This window comes from Candidatus Brevundimonas colombiensis (genome assembly GCA_029202665.1).
Lineage (GTDB): Bacteria > Pseudomonadota > Alphaproteobacteria > Caulobacterales > Caulobacteraceae > Brevundimonas > Brevundimonas colombiensis.
On record CP119326.1, the window covers coordinates 3087274 to 3106616 of the forward strand.

Annotated in this window: 22 protein-coding genes; 9 read left to right on the forward strand and 13 right to left on the reverse strand. The window is 69.2% G+C overall.

Annotated elements, in window-relative coordinates:
* The first annotated feature begins 41 nt into the window (after positions 1-41).
* Positions 42-584, forward strand: coding sequence for a DUF2061 domain-containing protein (locus P0Y50_15120; GenBank protein ID WEK39845.1), 543 nt, complete (start codon positions 42-44; stop codon positions 582-584).
* Here the strand turns inward: P0Y50_15120 and P0Y50_15125 are convergent.
* Together P0Y50_15125 and P0Y50_15130 are read right to left on the reverse strand one after the other, a co-directional pair.
* Positions 581-1639, reverse strand: coding sequence for a DUF2332 family protein (locus P0Y50_15125; GenBank protein WEK39846.1), 1059 nt, complete (start codon positions 1637-1639; stop codon positions 581-583). The genes P0Y50_15120 and P0Y50_15125 overlap by 4 nt on opposite strands.
* Positions 1636-2361, reverse strand: coding sequence for an RlmE family RNA methyltransferase (locus P0Y50_15130; GenBank protein WEK39847.1), 726 nt, complete (start codon positions 2359-2361; stop codon positions 1636-1638). The genes P0Y50_15125 and P0Y50_15130 overlap by 4 nt, the downstream gene beginning before the upstream one ends.
* Before the next feature lie 72 nt (positions 2362-2433).
* Between P0Y50_15130 and P0Y50_15135 the strand changes: the two genes are divergently transcribed.
* The 3 genes from P0Y50_15135 to P0Y50_15145 all read left to right on the forward strand — a co-directional run bounded on the left by P0Y50_15135 (position 2434) and on the right by P0Y50_15145 (position 5119).
* Complete coding sequence (locus P0Y50_15135; GenBank protein WEK39848.1) at positions 2434-2895, forward strand: peptidylprolyl isomerase; 462 nt, start codon at positions 2434-2436, stop codon at positions 2893-2895.
* A gap of 72 nt (positions 2896-2967) precedes the next feature.
* Entirely contained in the window at positions 2968-4065 is a 1098-nt protein-coding gene (locus tag P0Y50_15140; GenBank protein WEK39849.1) for a glycosyltransferase family 4 protein, read from the forward strand.
* Entirely contained in the window at positions 4058-5119 is a 1062-nt protein-coding gene (locus tag P0Y50_15145; GenBank protein WEK39850.1) for a glycosyltransferase family 1 protein, read from the forward strand. Before P0Y50_15140 ends, P0Y50_15145 begins: the two co-directional genes overlap by 8 nt.
* Here the strand turns inward: P0Y50_15145 and P0Y50_15150 are convergent.
* The 7 genes from P0Y50_15150 to P0Y50_15180 all read right to left on the reverse strand — a co-directional run bounded on the left by P0Y50_15150 (position 5059) and on the right by P0Y50_15180 (position 12334).
* Complete coding sequence (locus P0Y50_15150) at positions 5059-6270, reverse strand: glycosyltransferase family 4 protein (protein WEK39851.1); 1212 nt, start codon at positions 6268-6270, stop codon at positions 5059-5061. The genes P0Y50_15145 and P0Y50_15150 overlap by 61 nt on opposite strands.
* Positions 6267-7502: an O-antigen ligase family protein gene (locus P0Y50_15155; protein ID WEK39852.1), complete on the reverse strand. Its 1236-nt coding sequence runs from the start codon at positions 7500-7502 to the stop codon at positions 6267-6269. Before P0Y50_15155 ends, P0Y50_15150 begins: the two co-directional genes overlap by 4 nt.
* On the reverse strand, positions 7487-8404 hold the full coding sequence (locus P0Y50_15160; GenBank protein WEK39853.1) for a glycosyltransferase family 2 protein: 918 nt from the start codon (positions 8402-8404) through the stop codon (positions 7487-7489). Before P0Y50_15160 ends, P0Y50_15155 begins: the two co-directional genes overlap by 16 nt.
* Entirely contained in the window at positions 8401-9549 is a 1149-nt protein-coding gene (gene glf / locus P0Y50_15165) for a UDP-galactopyranose mutase (GenBank protein WEK39854.1), read from the reverse strand. Before glf ends, P0Y50_15160 begins: the two co-directional genes overlap by 4 nt.
* Positions 9533-10765: an oligosaccharide flippase family protein gene (locus tag P0Y50_15170; GenBank protein WEK39855.1), complete on the reverse strand. Its 1233-nt coding sequence runs from the start codon at positions 10763-10765 to the stop codon at positions 9533-9535. The genes glf and P0Y50_15170 overlap by 17 nt, the downstream gene beginning before the upstream one ends.
* 119 nt (positions 10766-10884) lie before the next feature.
* Entirely contained in the window at positions 10885-11298 is a 414-nt protein-coding gene (locus P0Y50_15175; GenBank protein WEK39856.1) for a DUF2177 family protein, read from the reverse strand.
* A 10-nt stretch (positions 11299-11308) separates the two neighbouring features.
* The gene (locus tag P0Y50_15180; GenBank protein ID WEK39857.1) at positions 11309-12334 is read right to left on the reverse strand and encodes a cyclopropane-fatty-acyl-phospholipid synthase; all 1026 of its coding nucleotides are present in this window, start codon (positions 12332-12334) and stop codon (positions 11309-11311) included.
* Between the two features lie 10 nt (positions 12335-12344).
* Here P0Y50_15180 and P0Y50_15185 point away from each other — a divergent pair, with 10 nt between their 5' ends.
* The 3 genes from P0Y50_15185 to P0Y50_15195 all read left to right on the forward strand — a co-directional run bounded on the left by P0Y50_15185 (position 12345) and on the right by P0Y50_15195 (position 14057).
* Complete coding sequence (locus P0Y50_15185) at positions 12345-12512, forward strand: hypothetical protein (GenBank protein ID WEK39858.1); 168 nt, start codon at positions 12345-12347, stop codon at positions 12510-12512.
* A gap of 148 nt (positions 12513-12660) precedes the next feature.
* Positions 12661-13401, forward strand: coding sequence for a CoA transferase subunit A (locus tag P0Y50_15190; GenBank protein WEK39859.1), 741 nt, complete (start codon positions 12661-12663; stop codon positions 13399-13401).
* Positions 13401-14057, forward strand: coding sequence for a 3-oxoacid CoA-transferase subunit B (locus P0Y50_15195; GenBank protein WEK39860.1), 657 nt, complete (start codon positions 13401-13403; stop codon positions 14055-14057). Before P0Y50_15190 ends, P0Y50_15195 begins: the two co-directional genes overlap by 1 nt.
* On the opposite strand, the gene P0Y50_15200 is transcribed toward P0Y50_15195, so the two are convergent.
* Both P0Y50_15200 and P0Y50_15205 read right to left on the reverse strand, forming a co-directional pair.
* A complete protein-coding gene (locus P0Y50_15200) occupies positions 14044-14613 on the reverse strand; it encodes a hypothetical protein (GenBank protein ID WEK39861.1) in 570 nt (189 codons plus the stop codon). The genes P0Y50_15195 and P0Y50_15200 overlap by 14 nt on opposite strands.
* Before the next feature lie 74 nt (positions 14614-14687).
* Positions 14688-15452, reverse strand: a complete 765-nt coding sequence (locus P0Y50_15205) for a hypothetical protein (GenBank protein WEK39862.1) — start codon at positions 15450-15452, stop codon at positions 14688-14690.
* Positions 15453-15529: 77 nt separating this feature from the next.
* Between P0Y50_15205 and trmFO the strand changes: the two genes are divergently transcribed.
* A complete protein-coding gene (trmFO, locus tag P0Y50_15210; GenBank protein WEK39863.1) occupies positions 15530-16927 on the forward strand; it encodes a methylenetetrahydrofolate--tRNA-(uracil(54)-C(5))-methyltransferase (FADH(2)-oxidizing) TrmFO in 1398 nt (465 codons plus the stop codon).
* Between the two features lie 18 nt (positions 16928-16945).
* Here the strand turns inward: trmFO and P0Y50_15215 are convergent, their stop codons facing one another.
* A complete protein-coding gene (locus P0Y50_15215) occupies positions 16946-18151 on the reverse strand; it encodes an MFS transporter (protein WEK39864.1) in 1206 nt (401 codons plus the stop codon).
* A 66-nt stretch (positions 18152-18217) separates the two neighbouring features.
* On the opposite strand from P0Y50_15215, the gene P0Y50_15220 reads away from it, so the two are divergent.
* Positions 18218-18709 carry a MarR family transcriptional regulator gene (locus tag P0Y50_15220; protein ID WEK39865.1) on the forward strand — a complete coding sequence of 164 codons (492 nt, stop codon included), beginning with the start codon at positions 18218-18220 and terminating at the stop codon, positions 18707-18709.
* A 1-nt stretch (position 18710) separates the two neighbouring features.
* On the opposite strand, the gene P0Y50_15225 is transcribed toward P0Y50_15220, so the two are convergent.
* Positions 18711-19343: a squalene/phytoene synthase family protein gene (locus P0Y50_15225; GenBank protein ID WEK39866.1), complete on the reverse strand. Its 633-nt coding sequence runs from the start codon at positions 19341-19343 to the stop codon at positions 18711-18713.

Here is a 19343-nt window from a genome sequence, read left to right on the forward strand (position 1 = left end):
CAACCGTTGCGGCGGCTCACCATTCTGATCGCATGGTCGGCATGATCCTCAGCACAGCGCGAAAACTGGCGATGAAGATCGCCAGCTATGGGCTGATGCACCTGGTGGTGGCCATACTGACGGCCTTCGTCATCACCCGCGATTGGCGCGTCGCCCTGGCGGTCGGCGTGGTCGAGCCGATCTTCCAGACGCTGGCCTATTCCATCCACGACCGCGTCTGGCACCGCATCGAACGCCGTCGCATGGCGTCGGGGCTGGAAGAGGCGACCGAGGCTGTCGCCGCCCGGCTGGACGTCATGTCCCCGGACGAACAGGCGCGCGTCCATGACAACGCGGGCCACGCGGGCCATGCCCACGCCCTGCCCCGCTCCTTCCGGCAGATCGCGATGAAGACCCTGACCTATGGCGTCATGCATTTCACCGTCGCCGTCTCGGTCGCCTTCGCCCTGACGCACGACATCCGCACGGCCCTGGCCATCGGCACGATCGAGCCGCTGGTGCAGACGGTCTTCTTCACCCTTCACGACCGCATCTGGTCGCGGATCGAGGCCCGCCGCGCCGTCAGACACATGGCTGCGACCTAACGCTTCCAGTCGATCTCCGCGCCATGCGGCTGACAGATCGCCAGGCGTTGCGTCTCGCCGCCGGGCCAGACCGTCAGATCGAGCGCCGGGCGCCGGTCCACAGTGTCCAACATGGCCTCGAAACTCAGCCAGGCCAGAGGCGCGTCCGTTGTCGCCCTAGCGCCCGCTGCGGCGAGGCAGGCGCGAATGCGAGCCTGCCCCTCGGGCGGGAAATACTGATAGGCGATGGTGTGCATCACGACGCGACAGACGCCCGCCTCGGGGGCTGTCGACAACTTCGCCTCCAGCCAGTCGGCAGCGTCGGCCTGGTCTATAGGCGGCGGATCGGCGGCCGCCAGATCCAGCGCCGCCTCCAACCGCGCCAACCGTTCGCGCTGATCCGCCCAGACATAGGCGGCCAGTCGCGCACGGGTCGCCGGGTCGCGCACGTCCAGCGGATTGCGATCCACGCCGGCCCGACGCAGGATCTCCACATCCCCCCTCGGCGGCGATGCGCCGGTCCATGTCGGCGTCAGCCGCACGAGCGACCCGGCCATCCCCGCCTCGATGTCCCCCAGACGGTAGGCATAGCGATCCAGCACGGTGTTCAGCCCCGCGCTGGCGCCCAGTTCATATGTCGCGAACGGCAGTCCGAACCTTTCGGCCAGCACCAGCAGGCCCGCCATCAGGGCGGCCGACCGCCCCACCTCATTGGTCTGCGGCGGGCCGTCCAGCCAGGGCGACAGGCTGTCGGCATGGTCGTCCAGCACCCGCGCCACGACGGCCCATAGGGTCGCGTCGTCATCCGGCGCCGGATGCGGCGGATAGGTCGCCGCCAGCGCCTCGTCCCCCCCTGACCGGGCCAGGTCATGCAGTCCGCCCATAAGACGCAGAGGCAGGGCGTCGCCCTGATGCGAGGGAACGCCGATCCATCCCAGGACTCGCCGCCCAATGGCGCCGTCGGCCGTCAGCCGTTCCCCGACCAATCGACACAGCCGCCCGGTGAAGGGCGCGCCCATCCGCGTGCAGATGACCCCCTGCTCCGCAAAGGCCCGTCTGACCGCCGCCTCGCTCATCGCTTGTTCAGCGCCACCAGGAAGACCTCGGCGCTGTCCTTGCGGCTGGACGCCGGCTTGACGTATTTCACCGTCTCGAACTCTTCGCGCAGTCGCGCCAGAACCCCGCCCGCGTCCCCGCCCTGGAAATTCTTGGACACGAAGTTTCCGCCCGGCCTCAGGGTTCGAATGGCGAAGTCGGCGGCGATCTCGATCAGGGCGATGATCTTCAGGTGATCCGTCTGGCGGTGGCCCACCGTGTTGTGCGCCATGTCCGACAGCACCAGGTCCGGCGCTCCGCCGATGGCGTCGATCAGCTGCTGGTCCACGCCCGGATGGGTGAAGTCGGCCTGAAGCAGGGTCGCGCCCGGGATCGGCTCGATCATCAGCAGGTCCACGCCCGCCACCGCCGCCGCGCCCCGGTTCAAGGCCACCTGCACCCAGCCGCCCGGCGCGGCGCCCAGGTCGATCACCCGCGACCCGCGCTTGATCAGCCGGAACCTGTCGTCGATCTCGATCAGCTTGAAGGCCGCGCGCGAGCGCCAGCCCTCGGCCCGCGCCTTTTCGGACCATTTGTCCGACAACTGGCGCTTGATCCACTGCTGGCTGGACATCGACTTGGTGTCGGCCGTCTTCATCTTGGTGCCCATGCCGCGCCCGGCGGCGGTCCCGCCGGTGGGGGGACGAACCATCCGTCGGCGTTCCCCAGACTTTTGATTTTCGGGCTTTTCGTCTTCGCTCATCGTTCCCACATAGCCCCGACCGGCGTTGCGGGCTATGTCCCGCCTCAAATCAACCCCAAGAGGACGACCGATATGGCCGACACCCTGACCTTCACCCTGGACACCGGCGACGGCGAAGCCCGCGACGTGGTCATCAAGCTGCGCCCCGATCTGGCCCCCGGTCACGTCGAACGCATCACCGAACTGGCCCAGGAAGGCTTCTATGACGGCGTGGTCTTCCACCGCGTGATCCCGGGCTTCATGGCCCAGGGCGGCGATCCGACCGGCACCGGCACCTCGGGCTCCAAGAAGCCGAACCTGAAGCAGGAGTTTTCGGCCGAGCCGCACGTGCGCGGCGTCTGCTCGATGGCCCGCACCTCGGACCCCAACAGCGCCAATTCGCAGTTCTTCATCTGCTTCGACGACGCCACCTTCCTGGATCGTCAGTACACCGTCTGGGGTCAGGTCGAATCCGGCATGGAACACGTCGACGCCCTGCCCAAGGGCGAGCCGCCGCGCAGCCCGGGCAAGATCGTCAAGGCGACGGTCAGCTAAAAATACAATCTTGACGTTTTCCGACGATGGCTTGCAGTTGCAGAACTGAACCATCGTCGGGGAACGGCTGGCGTGCGTATTCTTCAGGTCATCGAGCCGTCCGGCGGCGGCTCGGGACGTCATGTCGTCGATCTGACCGCCGCCCTGATCGACGCGGGCCACCAGGTCGCCCTCGCCTATTCGCCGCTTCGCGCCGAACGGCGGTTCGAGGCCGAGGTGGCGGCCCTGCCCCTGACCGCCGTCGCACGGCTGCCGTTGCGTCGTGCAGCCGGTCCCTGGGATATTCCTGCCCTCAGGGCCCTGAACCGACTGATCGCCCGGCTTGGCCCCTTTGAAATCCTGCATGGCCACAGCGCCAAGGCCGGGGCCCTGGTGCGTCTGGCCCAGGCGCCGGGGGCCGCAAAGGTCTATACGCCCCACGCCCTGCCGATGATGGGCGCCGGCCGCCTGTCCAGGATCGTGGCCGGGGTCACGGAAAGCCTGCTGGCCCACTCAACGACCGACGCCGTTATCGCCGTCTCTAGCGAGGAGGCCGCCGTCGCGCGCCGATACAGCCTGCCCAAGGATCGTCTGCACGTCGTGCCGAACGGTCTGGCCGCCTCGCCTCGGCCCGACCGCGCCGCCGCTCGCCGCGCCATGGGCGTCCCGGATGCCGCCCTGGTCGTCGGTTTCGTGGGCCGATTGTGTCGACAGAAGGATCCGGTGCGTTTCGCCCGCGCCATGTGCATGGCCAAACGGTCCAATCCCCGGCTTGTGGGCGTCATGATCGGACATGGCGAACTCGCGACCGCCGTGTCGAAAGAGGGCGGTGAGGCCGTACGGTTACTGGGCGACACCGACGCACGCGGGCTGATGGCGGGTTTCGACCTGTTCGCCCTGACCAGCCGTTACGAAGCCGACGCCTATGCCTTGATTGAGGCCGCGGCTCTGGGCCTGTCCATCGTCACGACCGACGTCGGCGGCGCCGGTCGCCTGATCGTTGCCGGCGCGCGCATCGACCGCCTGCCGGTGGATACGTCTGCCCAAGACCTGGCCCAGGCGATCCTGTCCGCCCTGGCCCGCCCGCCAAGGCTCTGCGCGGCGGCGGCCCTTCCATCGGCCGCGCAAATGGCGGCGCAAACGGCGGACGTCTATCGTCGGGCCTTCCAGCGGCGCCGCCTGGGTGGATGAGCCGATCCTGATCAACGGGCGGTTCCTGACCCAGCCCCTCAGCGGCGTGCAGCGTTACGCCCGCGAGATCGTCCGCGCGCTGGATCGGCTGCCGGACGCCGAGCGTCGCTACCGGCTGATGGTCCCCAGCGGCGCCGATCCCATGCCCCTGGATCGGATCCCGGTCCGCCGGCTGTCGGGCTCCGGCGGTCATCTGTGGGAACAGGTCCGCCTGGCGGACGCCGCGCGCAACCATCGCCTTCTGTCCCTGTGCGGCGCCGGGCCGGTCGGCCACGCGCGTCAGGCGGTGGTGATCCATGACGCCGCCGTCTTTCGCCGACCCGACCTGTTTCGCTCCCGCTACGCCCTGGCGCATCGGGTTCTGGGCCGACGACTGGCGAAACGCGCGCGGCTGGCCACGGTCTCGCGCTTTTCCCAGGCCGAACTGGCGGCCGTACTGAACCTGGCGCCCGACGCCATCGCCGTCGCGCCGAACAGCGCCGATCACCTGCGGGACATCATCCTGGACAGGGATATCCTGCGGACGCTGGACGTGTCGGACCGCCGCTATTTCGTCTGCATCGGCAATCAGACGCCGAACAAGAACCTCGCCGTGGCGGCCCGCGCCCTGGGCCGCCTTGCCGATCCCGACCTTCGGCTGGTGCTGGTCGGCGCCCGCCTGAGCGGCGTGACCCGCGCATCGCCCGCCCCCGCCGATCCGCGCATCATCCCGGCCGGTCGGCGCACGGACCAGGAGATCGCCGCCCTGTTGAGCGGCGCGACAGGGCTGATCTTCCCCAGCCTCTACGAAGGCTTCGGCATCCCGCCGCTGGAGTCCATGGTCCACGGCTGCCCCGTGATCGCCTCCGACATTCCCGCAACGAGAGAGGTCTGCGCCGACGCCGCCCTCTATTTCGACCCGACCAACGACGCCGCCCTGTCCGACCGGATGCAGACGCTGCTGAACAACCCGGACCCCGCGCGTCTCCAAGCGGGCCGACGCCGCGCCGACGCCTACAGCTGGTCCCGATCCGCCGAAATCCTCGACGCCCTCCTGGACAGGACCTGGCCATAGATCGCCAGATGGGCCTCGATCACCGCCGCCTCGGTCCAGCGCGGCGCCCCGGACGCGGCGAACCGCCAGGGTTCAGGCGCCGACATCGCCGCCTGCATCGCCTGCGTCAGGGCCGCGACATCGCCCGGTTCGACCAAGGCCGACGCCCCCGCCCTCTCCGCCGCCTCGGGCAGTCCGCCGATGCGCGAGGCGATGACGCCCTTCCCCTGCTGCACGGCCTCCGCCACCGCCCGCCCGAACGGCTCGGCCCACAGCGCCGGCGCGACCAGCACATCCACCGTCGGCCAGAAGTCGACCGCCCCGACCTGTCCCAGCCAGGCGATGCGCGGATCGGAAAACCCGGCCCGCAGCCGCGCCAAATAGGCCGCATCGCCGCGCCCCGCTATCCGCAGCCGCCAATCCCCCTTCAACCGCGTCGTCGCCCGCAGCAGGGTTTCGATCCCCTTTTCCGGCTCGACCCGCCCCAGAAAACCGAAGGTCAACACCGGCGCCTGCGACCACGGCGGCCGCCGCGTCCGGGCCATCGGCGATGCGGCGTTGCCGATGACCGAGCCTGCGCTGGCGCGAAAATAGCCGGCGTCGCGATGCGCCTCCAGAACCGGATGGCTCAGGCCGATCACATGATCGACCCCTTGCGACCGCGCCCGCTTCCCGGCCGTCAGCATGATGCAGGACGCGCACCGCCGCGAGCAACGGGCCCCGTGCCGAAACATCGACGCCCGCGCGCACATCATCGACCAGTCCCGCAGGGTCTGAACCAGCGGCAGCCCCCGCCGCGCCGCCGCCCGATGGACCGACAGCGAAAACCCGGTCGTCAGATGCAGATGGATCAGATCGGGCCGAACCTGCGCCGCCACCCGATCCACCACGCCGTCCATCAGCGGATTGGCCGCCTCCAGCCCATGCCACAGCGCCCGTTCCGCCGCCCCGCGCGTCTCGCCGTCATAGGGCCAGTACAGGTTCCTCAACCGCCGCCGATGAACGGCGACGCCCCCCGCCGTATGCTCCACGGCGGCGTCGCCGGGCGACAAGGTCAGCACCGAGGTCTCCACGCCCGCAGCGGCCAGACCCTCGGCCAGTTGCGCCACGCTGCGTTCGGCCCCGCCGATGTCGGCCGGGGGATACAGGGTGTTGACGATCAGCACCCTCATGGCGGCGTCGCACTGCGCCAGGCCAGGGCGGCGATCAGACAGGACAAGAAGACGAACCCCGCCCCCTGCGTCAGGTCCTCGGCGAACATCGCGACCAGCAGATAGGCAGACAGCGGCGTAAAAGCGTCCATCCGCGCTGCGGACGCCAGATGCAGGGCCAGAAGCCCGACCGCCGCCGCCGCCCCGACCGTCCGCGCCATGAACAGATAGCCGTTGTGACTGACCGACAGGGCGCGATCGGCGCCCATGTCCTGCGCCGTGGTCCAGCCCACACCCCCGGGCCGATCCGCCGCCTGATCCAGCGTCCGTCGCCAGGTCTCGACCCGACCGGCCAGATTGTCCGCCAGCGCCGCCCGGTCGAACCGCTCGGCGAAGCGCATATCGTCCAGATCGGCGCCGCCCTGCAGCATCAGCACCCCCGCCGCGACGACGCACAGCGCCAGAACCGAGGCCGCCACATTGAACCGCTCGCGCCATCGCCAGCCGACCGCGATCCGCGCCAGCCAGGCGACGCCCGCCGCCGCCAGACCCGCCCGCGACAGGGTTCCCGCGAACCCCGCCAGGACAAGACCCGCTCCGGCCCAGGTCGCGACGCCCCGCGTCCACCGCCCGCGCGCCAGGGCGATCCCCGCCGGAATCGCCAGACCGATCATGGCCATGGCGGCGTTCGGATGCTCGGCCAGGGTCGTGATCCGCACCTGGGCCGCGACGGTCGTGACCACGGCGCGCGGCGAGGCCAGCCCCACGGCCTGCAACGCCTCGCGCCCGACCAGCAGCGACAGCCCCGACGTCGCCACATGAACCGCCGCGCCCGCCAGGACCGCCGCGAAGAACAGGCGTCTGCTCGCCTCATTCCGCGCGATCAAAGCCGCAATGGGCGGCGCGACCAGGCTGGCGGCGATCCATCGAAACCAGAAGGCGGCGTCCCCGGCATCGAACGACGCGCCAACCGCCGACTGCTGCGCCAGCATCGTGACCGTCAGGAAGAAGGCGGCGCCCCAGCCGACGGCGCGCAGCGTCGGCGTCATCCGCCGAAACTCCACCAGCGTCATCGGCAGGGCGATCAACAGCGCCAGATCGCCCAGACGCGGCCCGCTGAGGTGTCCCGGCGTCAGGAACAGCGGCGCCGTCGCGCCCAGCCCCAGCAGAACTAGACACGTCCGCCCATAGGCCGCCCTGACCTGCGACCAGCGCAGACGGCGCGGCTGCCCGGCGGCTACAGCCCCGTGCAAAACTCGACCTCGGGATCGAAGCGCGCGCCGTCCAGCACCCCGGCGACCAGTACCCCCGCCTTCCTCCACCGCCCCTTCAGCGCCAGCCCGCCCGCTATCCGCAGCCGCGACGCGGCATAGCGCAACGCCGATCCCGCCCCCTCGTGCCGCCGCTTGGCCAGGATGATGTTGCGGGTCAGATAGCGGTGCAGCCGCTCCCGTTTAGCGTCCGGCTCGGTCTCGATGCTCAACCGACCCGGCGCGGCGCGGACGTGGATCACCCGGCTGGCGGCGACCAAATGCCCCGGCCCGTCGCGCGACAGCCGCAGCGTATATTCCGTATCATCGCCCCAGATGAACATCGGCGCCAGCGGCAAACCGTGCCGCACGACCGCCGCTCGACCGACCAGCAGCGACACGAAGGTCGCCTGTCGCACCGGGATCAGCCCCCGCTCCAGACGCTCGCCCCAGGCCGGATAGCCCAGCACATTCTCCCGCCGGTCGATCTCCGGCGTATTGGTCAGATGGCCTTCGGGCGAGCGGACGCTGGAACATAGAAAGGCGGGCGCCGCCCCCTCGCGGACCAGCGACGTCTCGGCCGCCAACAGCGCCTCCAGCGCATCGGGCGCGGCCAGCACGTCGTCGTCCATCAGCCACAGCCGTTCGGCCCCCGCCTGCATGGCCGCACGAATCCCGGCGTTGAACCCGCCCGCCCCGCCGGTGTTGGTGGCCATCCGCACCACGGTCGCCCGCCCCGCCCAGGCGTCGGCCAGCATCTCGGCGGCGCCGTCGTCGCTGGCGTTGTCCACCACGATCAGGCCGTCGCACGGCCGCGTCTGGGCGAACAGATGCGCCAGACATTGCTCCAGCAGGGCGCGCCGGTTCCAGGTCACCACCACCGCGAAGACGACGGGCGACCTCATGCCGCTGCGCCCATAACGGCCGGCGCCAGCGTCTTTTCGACCAGGCTCAGGGCCCGCCCCACCGCCTGATCCATATTGTAGTAGCGGAAGTCGGCCAGCCGCCCGGCGAACCAGACCCTGCCCGCCAGCGACCGCCCCATCGTCCGGTATTCGTCGGCCAACCGCCCCGACGCCTCGGACAGGACCGGATAGTGCGGCTCGGTCACGCTGGGAACATGGGCCATCGGATATTCGGTGACGAGGGCGGTCGTCGCCCTCGCCTCCCTCGTCAGATGGCGGAAATCGGTGACGCGGGTGAAGTCGGGCGCCTGGGGATGGTTGACCGTTCCGACCGGCAGGCCGTCGCGGACATCCACGGCCCGATGCGCGAACCGCACGCTGCGATAGGGCAAGGCGCCCGCCGACCGGCCGAAATAATCGTCCAGCGGCCCGCAATAGACCATCCGGGTCCACGTCGTCGGCTCGACCTCGGCCATCGCCGTGTTCAAGGACACATGGATGTTCGGGTGATCCAGCAGCCGCGCGAACAGGGCCGAATAGCCGTCGCGCGGCATGGCCTGATGACGGTCGGTGAAATAGCGGTCGTCGTGCCCGACCACCACCGGCGCCCGGGCCAGGACGGCGGGGTCCAGATCTGCCACCGGCACGCCCCATTGTCTGGCCGAATAGCTGGCGAACACCTTGTCGAACACATAGTCGGCGACGCGCCTCAGATCGGGGTCGTCCGCCGCCGCCCTCAGGTCGTGGATGGTCGGCCGCGCGTCCCGGCCGAACGCCCGGACCAGTCGTTCGGACAGCCGCGCCGCCGTCGCCTCCGGGAACAGCATCCGCAGCGACGTCAGGTTGAACGGCAGCGGAACCAGCCGCCCGTCGATCCACCCTTGCACCCGATGTTCATAGGGTCGCCACGCCGTGAACCGGCTCAGATAATCGAAGATGCGGTCGCTGTTGGTGTGAAAGACGTGCGGCCCATAGGGATGGATCAGACGCCCGCCCTCGTCGCGGCGATCATGGGCGTTGCCCCCGACATGATCGCGCCGGTCGATCACCAGCACGCGCTGATCCAGGCCGCGCGCCAGCCGTTCGGCGACCACCGCCCCGGTGAACCCCGCCCCCACCACCAGCCAGTCATATCGCCGGGACATGACGGCTCCGTGCGGGAAACAGGGCGCCCCAATGGCCTTTCAGACAGGCCGCGCAGATCAGGACGACCGCCGCCTCGCCCACGATCCTGGCCCCGGCCGTGCCGACCGCGCCGAAGTTCGGGGCCAGCGCCCAGGCCGCCCCCAACGTCGCCGCACATCCCACAGCCGTCATCGCCGCGAACCGTCCGTCCATCCGCAGCGACGTCATCAGATGCAGGCCCAGCACCTGGCTGATCGCCACCAGCGGCAGGGTCGCGGCCAGCAGACGCAAGGGCGCCTCCGCCCCCATGAAGGCCGCGCCGAACAGGCCGCGCATCAGCATCGGCGCCGCGATCATCAAACCTGTGGCCACCACCGCCGCCGCCCCGAAGGCGCTGACCAGCGTCCAGCGCGCGGTGCGAAAGGCCGCGATGGGATCATGCGTCAGCAGGGCGGCGATCCGGGGCGCGATCACCCCCGCCAGCGGCCGCATCTGCGACCCGGCGGCCGAGACCAGCCGATCCGCGACCCCATACAGCGCCGCCTGCGTCGGCCCGGCCAGGACGGCGACCACGAACACGGCCGCCCCCGTATAGGCCGCGATCACCGCGCGGCTGAGAAACAATGCGCCTTCCTGACGCAACGCCCCGACCACCGCCGACCACGACGGCCGCGCGATCCGCTCCCTGCGCCATACCCCCACGCCGCCGACCGCCACGCCACACCAGACCCCGGCGGCCTGCACCGCCAAGGCCCCGGCCACGCCCGATCCGGGCCACGCCAGGATGGCCAGGGCCGCCGCCAGAATGAAGCCGACCTCCCGCATCGCCATCGGCGCCGGATTTCTGATCCCCTGAAAATACCACAGCAGGCCGGCCCCCTGGCCGACGCCCAGCAGGATCGCCATGGCCGTCGCCCCGCCCACGCCGCCCAGCGCCGGGGTCAGGATCGACAGACCCAGACCCACGCCTATGGCGGGCGGCACCAACAGAGCCCGCACCGCAACCGCCCGGCCGACGATCCGGCCCCTGTCCGCCGGACGCGCCGCGATGTCGCGCGGGCCGGACACCGACAGGCCATAGTCCACGACCACCGAAACGATCAGCGCCAGCGACAGACCCGCCGCATAGACGCCGAACCCCTCGACCCCCAGCCGTCGCGTCAGAACCGGATAAAGCAGCAGGGGCGCGGCGTAACGGGCGATGTGGGCGACATACAGCCAGCCAACGTCGGCCACGCTGCGCGCAGACAGTCCTCGCCGCCGCTCCCGCCCCACCTGTCGCCCCCGACACTCAACCTTGGCGGGACGTTACACACGCGATACGCACCCCGGCAAGGGTGGCGCCCTCACTGGGATCAGCCGAAACGCCCCTCGGCCCAGCGCACCGCGAAATAGCCGCCGGTCGCCGACGCGGCCGTCAGAACCGTGCCCCACATCAGGTCGATCAGCGTCAGCCGGGTCTGCCACACCGACAGGGTCGCCTGATTGGTCAGGTCATAGGTGGCGTAGGCGACGAAACCCAGCACCGCCCCGTTCAGCGCCGCCCGCGTCCAGGCGCCGTCCTTCAGCGCCGGCGCGATGGCCAGAAACACCGTCCCGGCGATGGAGATCAGATAGAAGGCCACGGCCGCCTTCATGTCCGGCCTGTCGGCCATGATCGACCCGATGACGGGCTTGTACAGCCGGTCGGTCATCGTCGTCAGCCAGACGAAGTCGATGGCGGCGAAGGTCAGACCGGCCCCCAGATAGGCCGCGACATATTTGATCATGCTCGTGTCCTCAAACAGGTTTCAGTCGGTAATGGCTGACCGCCCAGGTCCGGCCCCCGTCGTTGCCGAACAGGCCCGCCGTCGCCAGATAGAACCGCCGCCAGCGCCGGGTCCAAAGCCGGGCCTCGTCGCCATAGGTCTCGCGCATCAACACCGCGACCCGGTCGGCGTTCCGATCCATATTGGCCAGCCAGTCGTTGGCGGTCCGGGCGTAGTGACCGCCGTTCCAGGTCCATTCCTGCTCCACCGCGAACAGGTCGGGGAACTGGCGGATCAGGCCGTGGCTGGGCATGACGCCGCCGGTGAAGAAGTGCTGGGCGATGAAGTCGCCGCTGTCGGTGTGGTCGAACCGATAGGGGGCGTCGCGGTGGGTGAAGACGTGGATGAACATCCGCCCGTCGTCCTTCAACCAGCCCCGCGCCTTGGTCAGCAGGGCGCGCCAGTTGGCCATATGTTCGAACATCTCGACCGACACGATCCGGTCGAACCGCTGCTCGGTCTCGAAGGCGTTCATGTCGCGCGTGATGACGGTCAGGTTGCTCAAGCCCCGCGCCGCCGCCTGGGCCTCGATATGGCCGCGCTGACCGTGGCTGTTCGACACCGCCGTGATCCGGGCGTTCGGATAGACCTCGGCCATCCACAGCGACAGCGAACCCCAGCCGCAACCCATCTCCAGGATCGTCTGCCCGTCCTTCAACTCGGCATGGGCACAGGTCTCGGCCAGCGCCGCTTCTTCCGCCTGATCCAGCGTCTCGCGTCCGGTTGGATACAGGCAGCAGGAGTATTTCAGCCGCTGGCCCAGGCACAGTTGAAAGAACTCGGGCGGCAGTTCGTAATGCTGCTCGTTCGCCGCATCGGCGTGTTCGGCGATGACGCGCTGGGCCATGTCACGCGCGAACGCCGCCTCGTCGTGCGGCCCATCGCGATCCAGCCGCTTCCTCGCCTCCGTCACCAGGCTTTCGATCGCGGGACGGGTCACGAAATCTGGAAAAGGCGCGTCCTGAAGCTGGCGAATGGCGACATTGGTCAGGTTCATCGGCGCGTCCTTGATCGTCGCCTTCAACAGCAGGCTTCACAGCAATACGACCGCCCGCCGCCAGCGGATGCCCGCGCCCTTGAATCCCGGCCCGGCGATGCCGACATCGAACGTCTGCGCCGCACGGTTTTCAGACGAAGTGCACACATTGCACCGTGTTTTCATCGGCTGGGATTGAGAGCATTCAGACGATTCAGACTCTGTTTTTCGTCTCCGCCGTCTGAAAATCTCCGCGTTGGATCGCCGCCCCGACTTGCCCCCCGCCCGCCCCCGCGTTAGGCGTGGTCAACAGCCGATATTCACCAGGCAATGAAAAAGGGAGAGCGATGGGAAAGATCTACGCTGACGTCACGTCCGCGCTGGAAGGGCTGACCTTCGACGGCATGACGGTCATGTCCGGCGGCTTCGGCCTGTGCGGCATCCCCGAGAACCTGATCGCCGCCCTGCGCGACAGCGGCGTCAAAGGCCTGACGGTCATCTCCAACAACGCCGGCGTCGACGGGTTTGGTCTGGGCCAACTGCTCGGAACCCGCCAGATCGCCAAGATGATCTCGTCCTACGTCGGCGAGAACAAGGAGTTCGAGCGTCAGTATCTGGCCGGCGAGCTGGAGCTGGAGTTCAACCCCCAGGGCACCCTGGCCGAGCGCATCCGCGCGGGCGGCGCGGGCATCCCCGCCTTCTTCACCGCCACCGGCGTCGGCACCCTGGTCGCCGAGGGCAAGGAGGTCCGCAACTTCAACGGCCGCGACTACGTCATGGAGACCGGCCTGATCGCCGACCTGTCGATCATCAAGGCGTGGAAGGCCGACGAGCGCGGCAACCTCGTGTTCCGCAAGACCGCCCGCAACTTCAACCCGATGATGGCCACGGCCGGCAAGGTCACGGTCGTCGAGGTCGAGCAGATCGTCCCCGTTGGCTCGCTCGATCCCGACCACATCCACACGCCGGGCGTCTATGTCGACCGCCTGGTCCAGACCGTGTCCGAGAAGCGCATCGAACAGCGCACCGTGCGTCAGAGGGAGCCGGGCTCAAGTAGCGAAGCGGTAGCCCTAGGGGGGAATGCATAATGGCTCGTACTCGCGAACAACTGGCCGAGCGCGCCGCCCAGGAGCTTCAGGACGGCTTCTATGTCAACCTGGGCATCGGCATCCCGACCCTGGTGGCCAACTACATCCCCGCCGGCATGACCGTGACCCTGCAGTCCGAGAACGGGATGTTGGGCATGGGCCCCTTCCCCTATGAGGGCGACGAGGATCCCGACCTGATCAACGCCGGCAAGCAGACGATCACCGAGATCCCCGAGTCGTCCTATTTCAGCAGCGCCGACAGCTTCGCCATGATCCGGGGCGGCCACATCAACCTGTCGATCCTGGGCGCGATGGAGGTGGCCCAGAACGGCGACATCGCCAACTGGATGATCCCCGGCAAGCTGGTCAAGGGCATGGGCGGCGCCATGGACCTGGTCGCGGGCGTCAAGCGCGTGGTCGTGGTCATGGAGCACGCCAACAAGCACGGCCAGTCCAAGGTGCTGAAATCCTGCACCCTGCCCCTGACCGGCACGGGCGTCGTCAGCCGCATCATCACCGACCTGGCGACCTTCGACGTCAAGCCGGACGGCGCGGGCCTTGCACTGATCGAACTGGCCGACAGCGTCACCCTGGAAGAGGTCGCCGCCAAGACCGAGGCCGCCTATTCGGTTTCGGAGAACCTCAAGACGGCCTGACCGGCGGCGACGAGGACGGCGTGCCTGACGAACCCTCGACATGAGGCGGGCACGTCGGCGCCGCGTCAGCCGATGTCTGCAATCCGCCGACCACGATCTGGATGACGGGCTCGTTCCAATGCTCGTAACCCGTCATCCCCGAGGGCACGGTGCAGACCGAGGTTTCGGCAGGTCCGCGCGCCTGTCCGCCCACATAGCTGACGATGAAGCCCGAATACTTCAGGCCCTCGCCCTGGCTGTTCTCGACCTTCAATAGCGACCCGACATCCCGGCGGGCATGCAGTCCGAACCGGACCGTTCCGGGCGCCGCCTCGTTCAGCGGCCCACGCGAGCCTTCCGCAGGCGGCAGGACATCGCGAACCTCGATGCGGTCCACCTTTATCAGATCGTAGGTTCCATTCGCGTTCCGACGAAGGGTCGCCCGTTCGCCTGCGGCCACGTTCAACGTGCCCTGAACAAAGGCGGACCGGCGGCCCTCGAACTGTTGGGGGGTGGGCGGATACGCCGGCGGCGCGTCCTGCATAAGGACCCCTGCCATCAAGGCGGCCAGTAACATGACGATCTCCAGTTGCGCGCCAGATAGCCTCTATCCCTGCCGATCCGTCAAGGACTGAAGACGCGGTCTAAGGATCAGGATTGGACATCGAGCCTGCGATAGGCGGCGCCGACGAAGGCCATCGTCAGCGGCGCCTGAAGGCCCGTCAGTACGACGGCGAAGACCACCCAGCCCGCTTTTCCCGACAGCAGCCCCGCGCCCCACAGCAGCACAAGGCCGATCTTGGGCGCCGCCGTCGCGATCAGGCCGAGCAGCAGGGGCCAGAAGGCGCCGCGCGCGAGGGTCATGCTCTGCAGCGACACCATCTGCCCACGCCCGATCGTCGCCGGGGCGAACAGCGACAGCCGCACGCTGAACGCGACAACGGCGAACAGGGCGACGGCCGTCACCAGCGCCAGCAGCCCCAGTTTCCAGACCGGCCCGACCGCGCCCCACTGGCGCACTGCGATGGCCCGGGCGTTCAGCTCGGCCATGCCGAACACGGCCAGAAGGACCAGGGCGACGACGGACAGGATCATGGCCATGAAAACCGCGCACAACAGACCCGCGCCCAGCAGCCGCAGCTCCGGCCGCCCGAACTGAAGTCCCGCCGGTCCCAGGCCCAGCCCGCGCGCCTGCGTCGGCTCGTCGGTGATCGCGATCCGACCCAGCGCCCCAACCAGCGCCAGCGTCGCGACCAAGGCAAACGGCGCCCAGACCAGCCCTGCCGCAAAAGGCCGAATGCTCCAGATCACGGCCGCCAGCAGGATCGCGCCCCAGGTTCCGCGCCACAGGCGAGGCAGGGCCGAACCCGCCGCCGACAGCGTCTCGCCCAGTCGCAGAATCCGCCGTCCGTCCAACACCCGCCCCCCAATGACCGGCGGCGGATATAGCAGGGGACCATGACACCGCGCCAGCCAATGGCTAGAAGGCCGCGATGACCGCTTCTTCCGCCTCCCCCTCCCCCACCCACGTCATCGGCGGCGGCCTGGCCGGCTCCGAAGCCGCCTGGCAGATCGCCCAGGCCGGCGTGCCCGTAATCCTGCACGAGATGCGCGGCGTGCCCGGCGTCAGGACCGATGCCCACCACACCGATGGTCTGGCCGAACTGGTCTGCTCCAACTCCTTCCGGTCGGACGACTGGGAATACAATGCCGTGGGTCTGCTGCACGCCGAGATGCGGGCGCTGGATTCGATCATCATGGCCTGCGGCGACGCCCACCAGGTGCCGGCCGGCGGCGCCCTGGCCGTGGACCGCGAGGGCTTCTCCGCCGCCGTCACCGCCAGACTGGCGGCCCATCCTCTCGTCACCATCGTCCGCGAGGAGATCGCCGGCCTGCCGCCCGAGGACTGGGACAATGTCATCGTCGCCACCGGCCCCCTGACCTCGCCCGCCCTGGCCGAGGCCATACTGAAGGCGACGGGCGAGGAGAGCCTCAGCTTCTTCGACGCCATCGCCCCCATCGTCCATGCGGACTCGATCGACTTCGACATCGCCTGGCGCCAGTCGCGCTATGACAAGGAAGGTCCCGGGGGAGACGCCGCCGCCTACGTCAACTGCCCGATGGACAAGCCCCAGTACGACGCCTTCATCGACGCCCTGCTGGACGGCCCCAAGGCCGAGTTCAAGGACTGGGAGAACGTCCCCTATTTCGACGGCTGCCTGCCCATTGAGGTCATGGCCGAACGCGGCCGCGAGACCCTGCGTCACGGCCCGATGAAGCCCGTCGGCCTGACCAATCCGCGCGATCCGACGGTCAAGCCCCACGCCATCGTCCAGCTGCGCCAGGACAACGCCCTGGGCACCCTGTTCAATCTGGTCGGCTTCCAGACCAAGCTGAAGCACGGGGCGCAGGCCGAGACCTTCCGCATGATCCCGGGGCTTCAGAACGCCCAGTTCGCGCGCCTCGGCGGCCTGCACCGCAACACCTATCTGAACAGCCCCCAGCTGCTGGACAAGCAGTTGCGCCTGAAGGCCCTGCCACGCCTGCGCTTCGCCGGTCAGGTGACGGGGGTTGAGGGCTATGTCGAAAGCGCCTCCATGGGCCTGCTGACCGGTCGTCTGGCCGCCGCCCAGGCCCTGGGTCGCAACCTGTCCGCCCCGCCGCCCGAGACCGCCATGGGCGCCCTGGTCGAACACATCACCGGCGGCCATCTGGAAGGCGCCAAGTTCCAGCCGATGAACATCAACTACGGCCTGCTGCCCCCGCTTGAGGCGCCCAAAATCGACGAGGACGGCAAGCGCATCCACCCCAAAGAACGCGGCCGCGCCAAGAAACGGCTGATGAGCATCCGCGCGATGAACAGCCTGAAGGCCTGGCGCGACGCGGGCTGACGATCCCGGCCGGGTCGCTCAGCGCAGCTTGGGCAGACCCGGCCGGAAGCCCAGCGTCATGACGCCCAGCAGCACCACGCCGACGCCCATCAGAACCCAGGCCTGGGTCAGGTCGGCCATGCGGTCGCGCAACAGGCCGGCGGCCAGCGGCGACAGGCTGGCGATGATGTAGCCGCCGCCCTGAACGAAGGCGAGCAGATCGCCCGAGCGCGCGGGATCGTCGATCTGATCCATCGCCAGGATTAGGCTGAGCGGGAAGATGGCGCCGATCCCCAGCCCGAGGACCATCACCACCGGAACCGCCAGGCTGACCGGCGCGATGACCAGTCCCGCCAGACCCAGCAGGGCCAGAACCAGGGCCGTCAGGATCGGCCCCCGTCGATCCGGGAACCGCCCGATGGTCATCGACACCAGCAGGCCGGCCATGACCTCGGCGCCGGTCATGCCGCTGAGCAGATAGCCGGCCGTGGCCCTGGGCTCGCCCAGGTCGATGTAGAAGGGCGGCAGCCAGGCCAGAACCAGCGTATAGGCCGAGGTGCCCAGCCCCATGATCAGGATCAGCCGCCATGCCCGGCCTTGGCTCCAGAAGGGACGCTCCGGGTCGGTCGCCGCGATCACGGCGGCGCGGTTCGGCTCCTCGGCCGCCGGGTCGCGTGACGCCGCCAGCCAGATCAGGGCGGCGAGGAAGGCCGGAACGCTCCACAACGCCAGCGTCCCCGCCCAGCCGATCGCCTCGGCCAGACCCGCCGCCGTGGCCGCCGCGACCGCCGCGCCGCCCATGATGCCGGTGGTGTACAGCGCCATGACCGTGCCGAACTGCGCCGGAAACGCCCGTTTGATAACGACCGGCGCCAGCGCCTGGATCAAGGCGACACCGACGCCGACTACCGCCGCGCTGGCGATCAGCCCGGCCGTATCCGTCAAGAGCGCCCGCGCCAGACAGGCCCCGCCGATCAACAGCGCCCCCAGCAGGACGCCGCGCCGCTCGCCCAGGCGCCGACGCAGCGGCCGGATGGACAGGACGCCCAGACCGATCATCAGAACCGGCAGGGTGGTCAGCAGGCTGGCGGCGGTGGACCCCATGCCCGTCGCGCCCTCGATCAGGTCCAGCAGCGGCCCGACCGCCGCCATGGCAGGACGCAGGTTCAGCGCCAGGGCCACGATGGCCGCCAGCAACAGCAGCGACGCGCCGCGCGTCGGCGCGACATCAGATTGTGCGGCCATGGTGAGGACTCCGACTGAAAATCGCGCTACTCTCTCGACCTCAAGTATCTCGATGTCAAGATAACCATGCCAGACAGAGCCTCTCGCGCCGCGGCCCAATGGGCCGTGCAACGTCCCGACCTGGATATGCTGCCGATGGAGGTTCTGGGCCGTCTGAACGAGGCGTCGCAGCTGGTGATCCGCGAACGACAGACGCCGCTGTTCGCCAGCCATGGCTTGCAACACGGCGAATTCGACGTCCTGGCGACGCTGCGTCGCTCAGGAGATCGCGATGGCCTGACGCCGACGACGCTGTTCGAGGCGACGATGATGTCGTCCGGCGGCATGACCGCCCGGATCGACCGGCTCGAAAAGGCGGGCATGGTCGAACGCCGTCCGCACCCCAGCGATCGCCGGGCGACGCTGGTCCGCCTGACCGCCAAGGGATTCGACCTGATCGATTCGATCATGCCCAGTCATCAGGACGCCGCGCGCGCGGCGCTGGCCGGGCTGTCGATTGAGGAACAAAAGACGCTGAACGCCCTGCTGGCGCGTCTGATCGCCGGCCTGAACGGCTAGGTCAGATGCGGCCGCGCAGCACCGCCCACAACAGGCGCAGCCGCTTCAACGGCTCCGGCCCATCCGGGTCGGTCAGCGCCGCATGGGCCACGGCAGGGAAGCCGACGGGCGGCAGGCGCCTCAACGCCGCATTGGCCGTGGCGCGCAGGGCCGCCGCCTCTGCCGACCGGCCGGTCTGCGTCAATCCCCAGACGCGACCCGCATCCGCGACGGCGGCGTCATGTCCCCTGCCCGCCAGAACCTGCGCCGCGACCTGCATCGGCCCGAGATAGAAGGCGTCCAGATCATGCGGCGCGCCGTGGACACGGCCGATATGGGCCTCGATCAGGGCCTCGAACGGGGCGCGATCCAGGGCGTGGCGGGCGACAAGGTCGGTCAGGGCCTCCAGCACCGGATGGCCCTTTCGCGCCACGCCGGCGAAGACGCCGTCCATCTGTTCCGCCCACCAGGTGTAGCGCATCTCGGCCAGCAGGGGCTGGGTGACGCGCGTCGGAATGGCCATCAACTCGGCCTCGAAGGCGTAGAGCGCGATCAGATCGGCGCGCGCCTGCGGGTCCGAAACCAGCCGGCTGGACAGCCAGCGGTCCAGATCGGCGGCGCGGACCTGCTGATCCAGGGTGTCCGTCGGGGTCAC

Coding starts and splice junctions, on each gene's coding strand:
- P0Y50_15120 (WEK39845.1), top strand. CDS start 42: ATGATCCTCAGCACAGCGCGAAAACTGGCGATGAAGATCGCCAGCTAT.
- P0Y50_15220 (WEK39865.1), top strand. CDS start 18,218: ATGCCAGACAGAGCCTCTCGCGCCGCGGCCCAATGGGCCGTGCAACGT.
- P0Y50_15130 (WEK39847.1), bottom strand. CDS start 2,361: ATGAGCGAAGACGAAAAGCCCGAAAATCAAAAGTCTGGGGAACGCCGA.
- P0Y50_15190 (WEK39859.1), top strand. CDS start 12,661: ATGGGAAAGATCTACGCTGACGTCACGTCCGCGCTGGAAGGGCTGACC.
- P0Y50_15175 (WEK39856.1), bottom strand. CDS start 11,298: ATGATCAAATATGTCGCGGCCTATCTGGGGGCCGGTCTGACCTTCGCC.
- P0Y50_15200 (WEK39861.1), bottom strand. CDS start 14,613: ATGTTACTGGCCGCCTTGATGGCAGGGGTCCTTATGCAGGACGCGCCG.
- P0Y50_15125 (WEK39846.1), bottom strand. CDS start 1,639: ATGAGCGAGGCGGCGGTCAGACGGGCCTTTGCGGAGCAGGGGGTCATC.
- P0Y50_15150 (WEK39851.1), bottom strand. CDS start 6,270: ATGAGGGTGCTGATCGTCAACACCCTGTATCCCCCGGCCGACATCGGC.
- P0Y50_15160 (WEK39853.1), bottom strand. CDS start 8,404: ATGAGGTCGCCCGTCGTCTTCGCGGTGGTGGTGACCTGGAACCGGCGC.
- glf (WEK39854.1), bottom strand. CDS start 9,549: ATGTCCCGGCGATATGACTGGCTGGTGGTGGGGGCGGGGTTCACCGGG.
- P0Y50_15135 (WEK39848.1), top strand. CDS start 2,434: ATGGCCGACACCCTGACCTTCACCCTGGACACCGGCGACGGCGAAGCC.
- trmFO (WEK39863.1), top strand. CDS start 15,530: ATGACCGCTTCTTCCGCCTCCCCCTCCCCCACCCACGTCATCGGCGGC.
- P0Y50_15180 (WEK39857.1), bottom strand. CDS start 12,334: ATGAACCTGACCAATGTCGCCATTCGCCAGCTTCAGGACGCGCCTTTT.
- P0Y50_15195 (WEK39860.1), top strand. CDS start 13,401: ATGGCTCGTACTCGCGAACAACTGGCCGAGCGCGCCGCCCAGGAGCTT.
- P0Y50_15215 (WEK39864.1), bottom strand. CDS start 18,151: ATGGCCGCACAATCTGATGTCGCGCCGACGCGCGGCGCGTCGCTGCTG.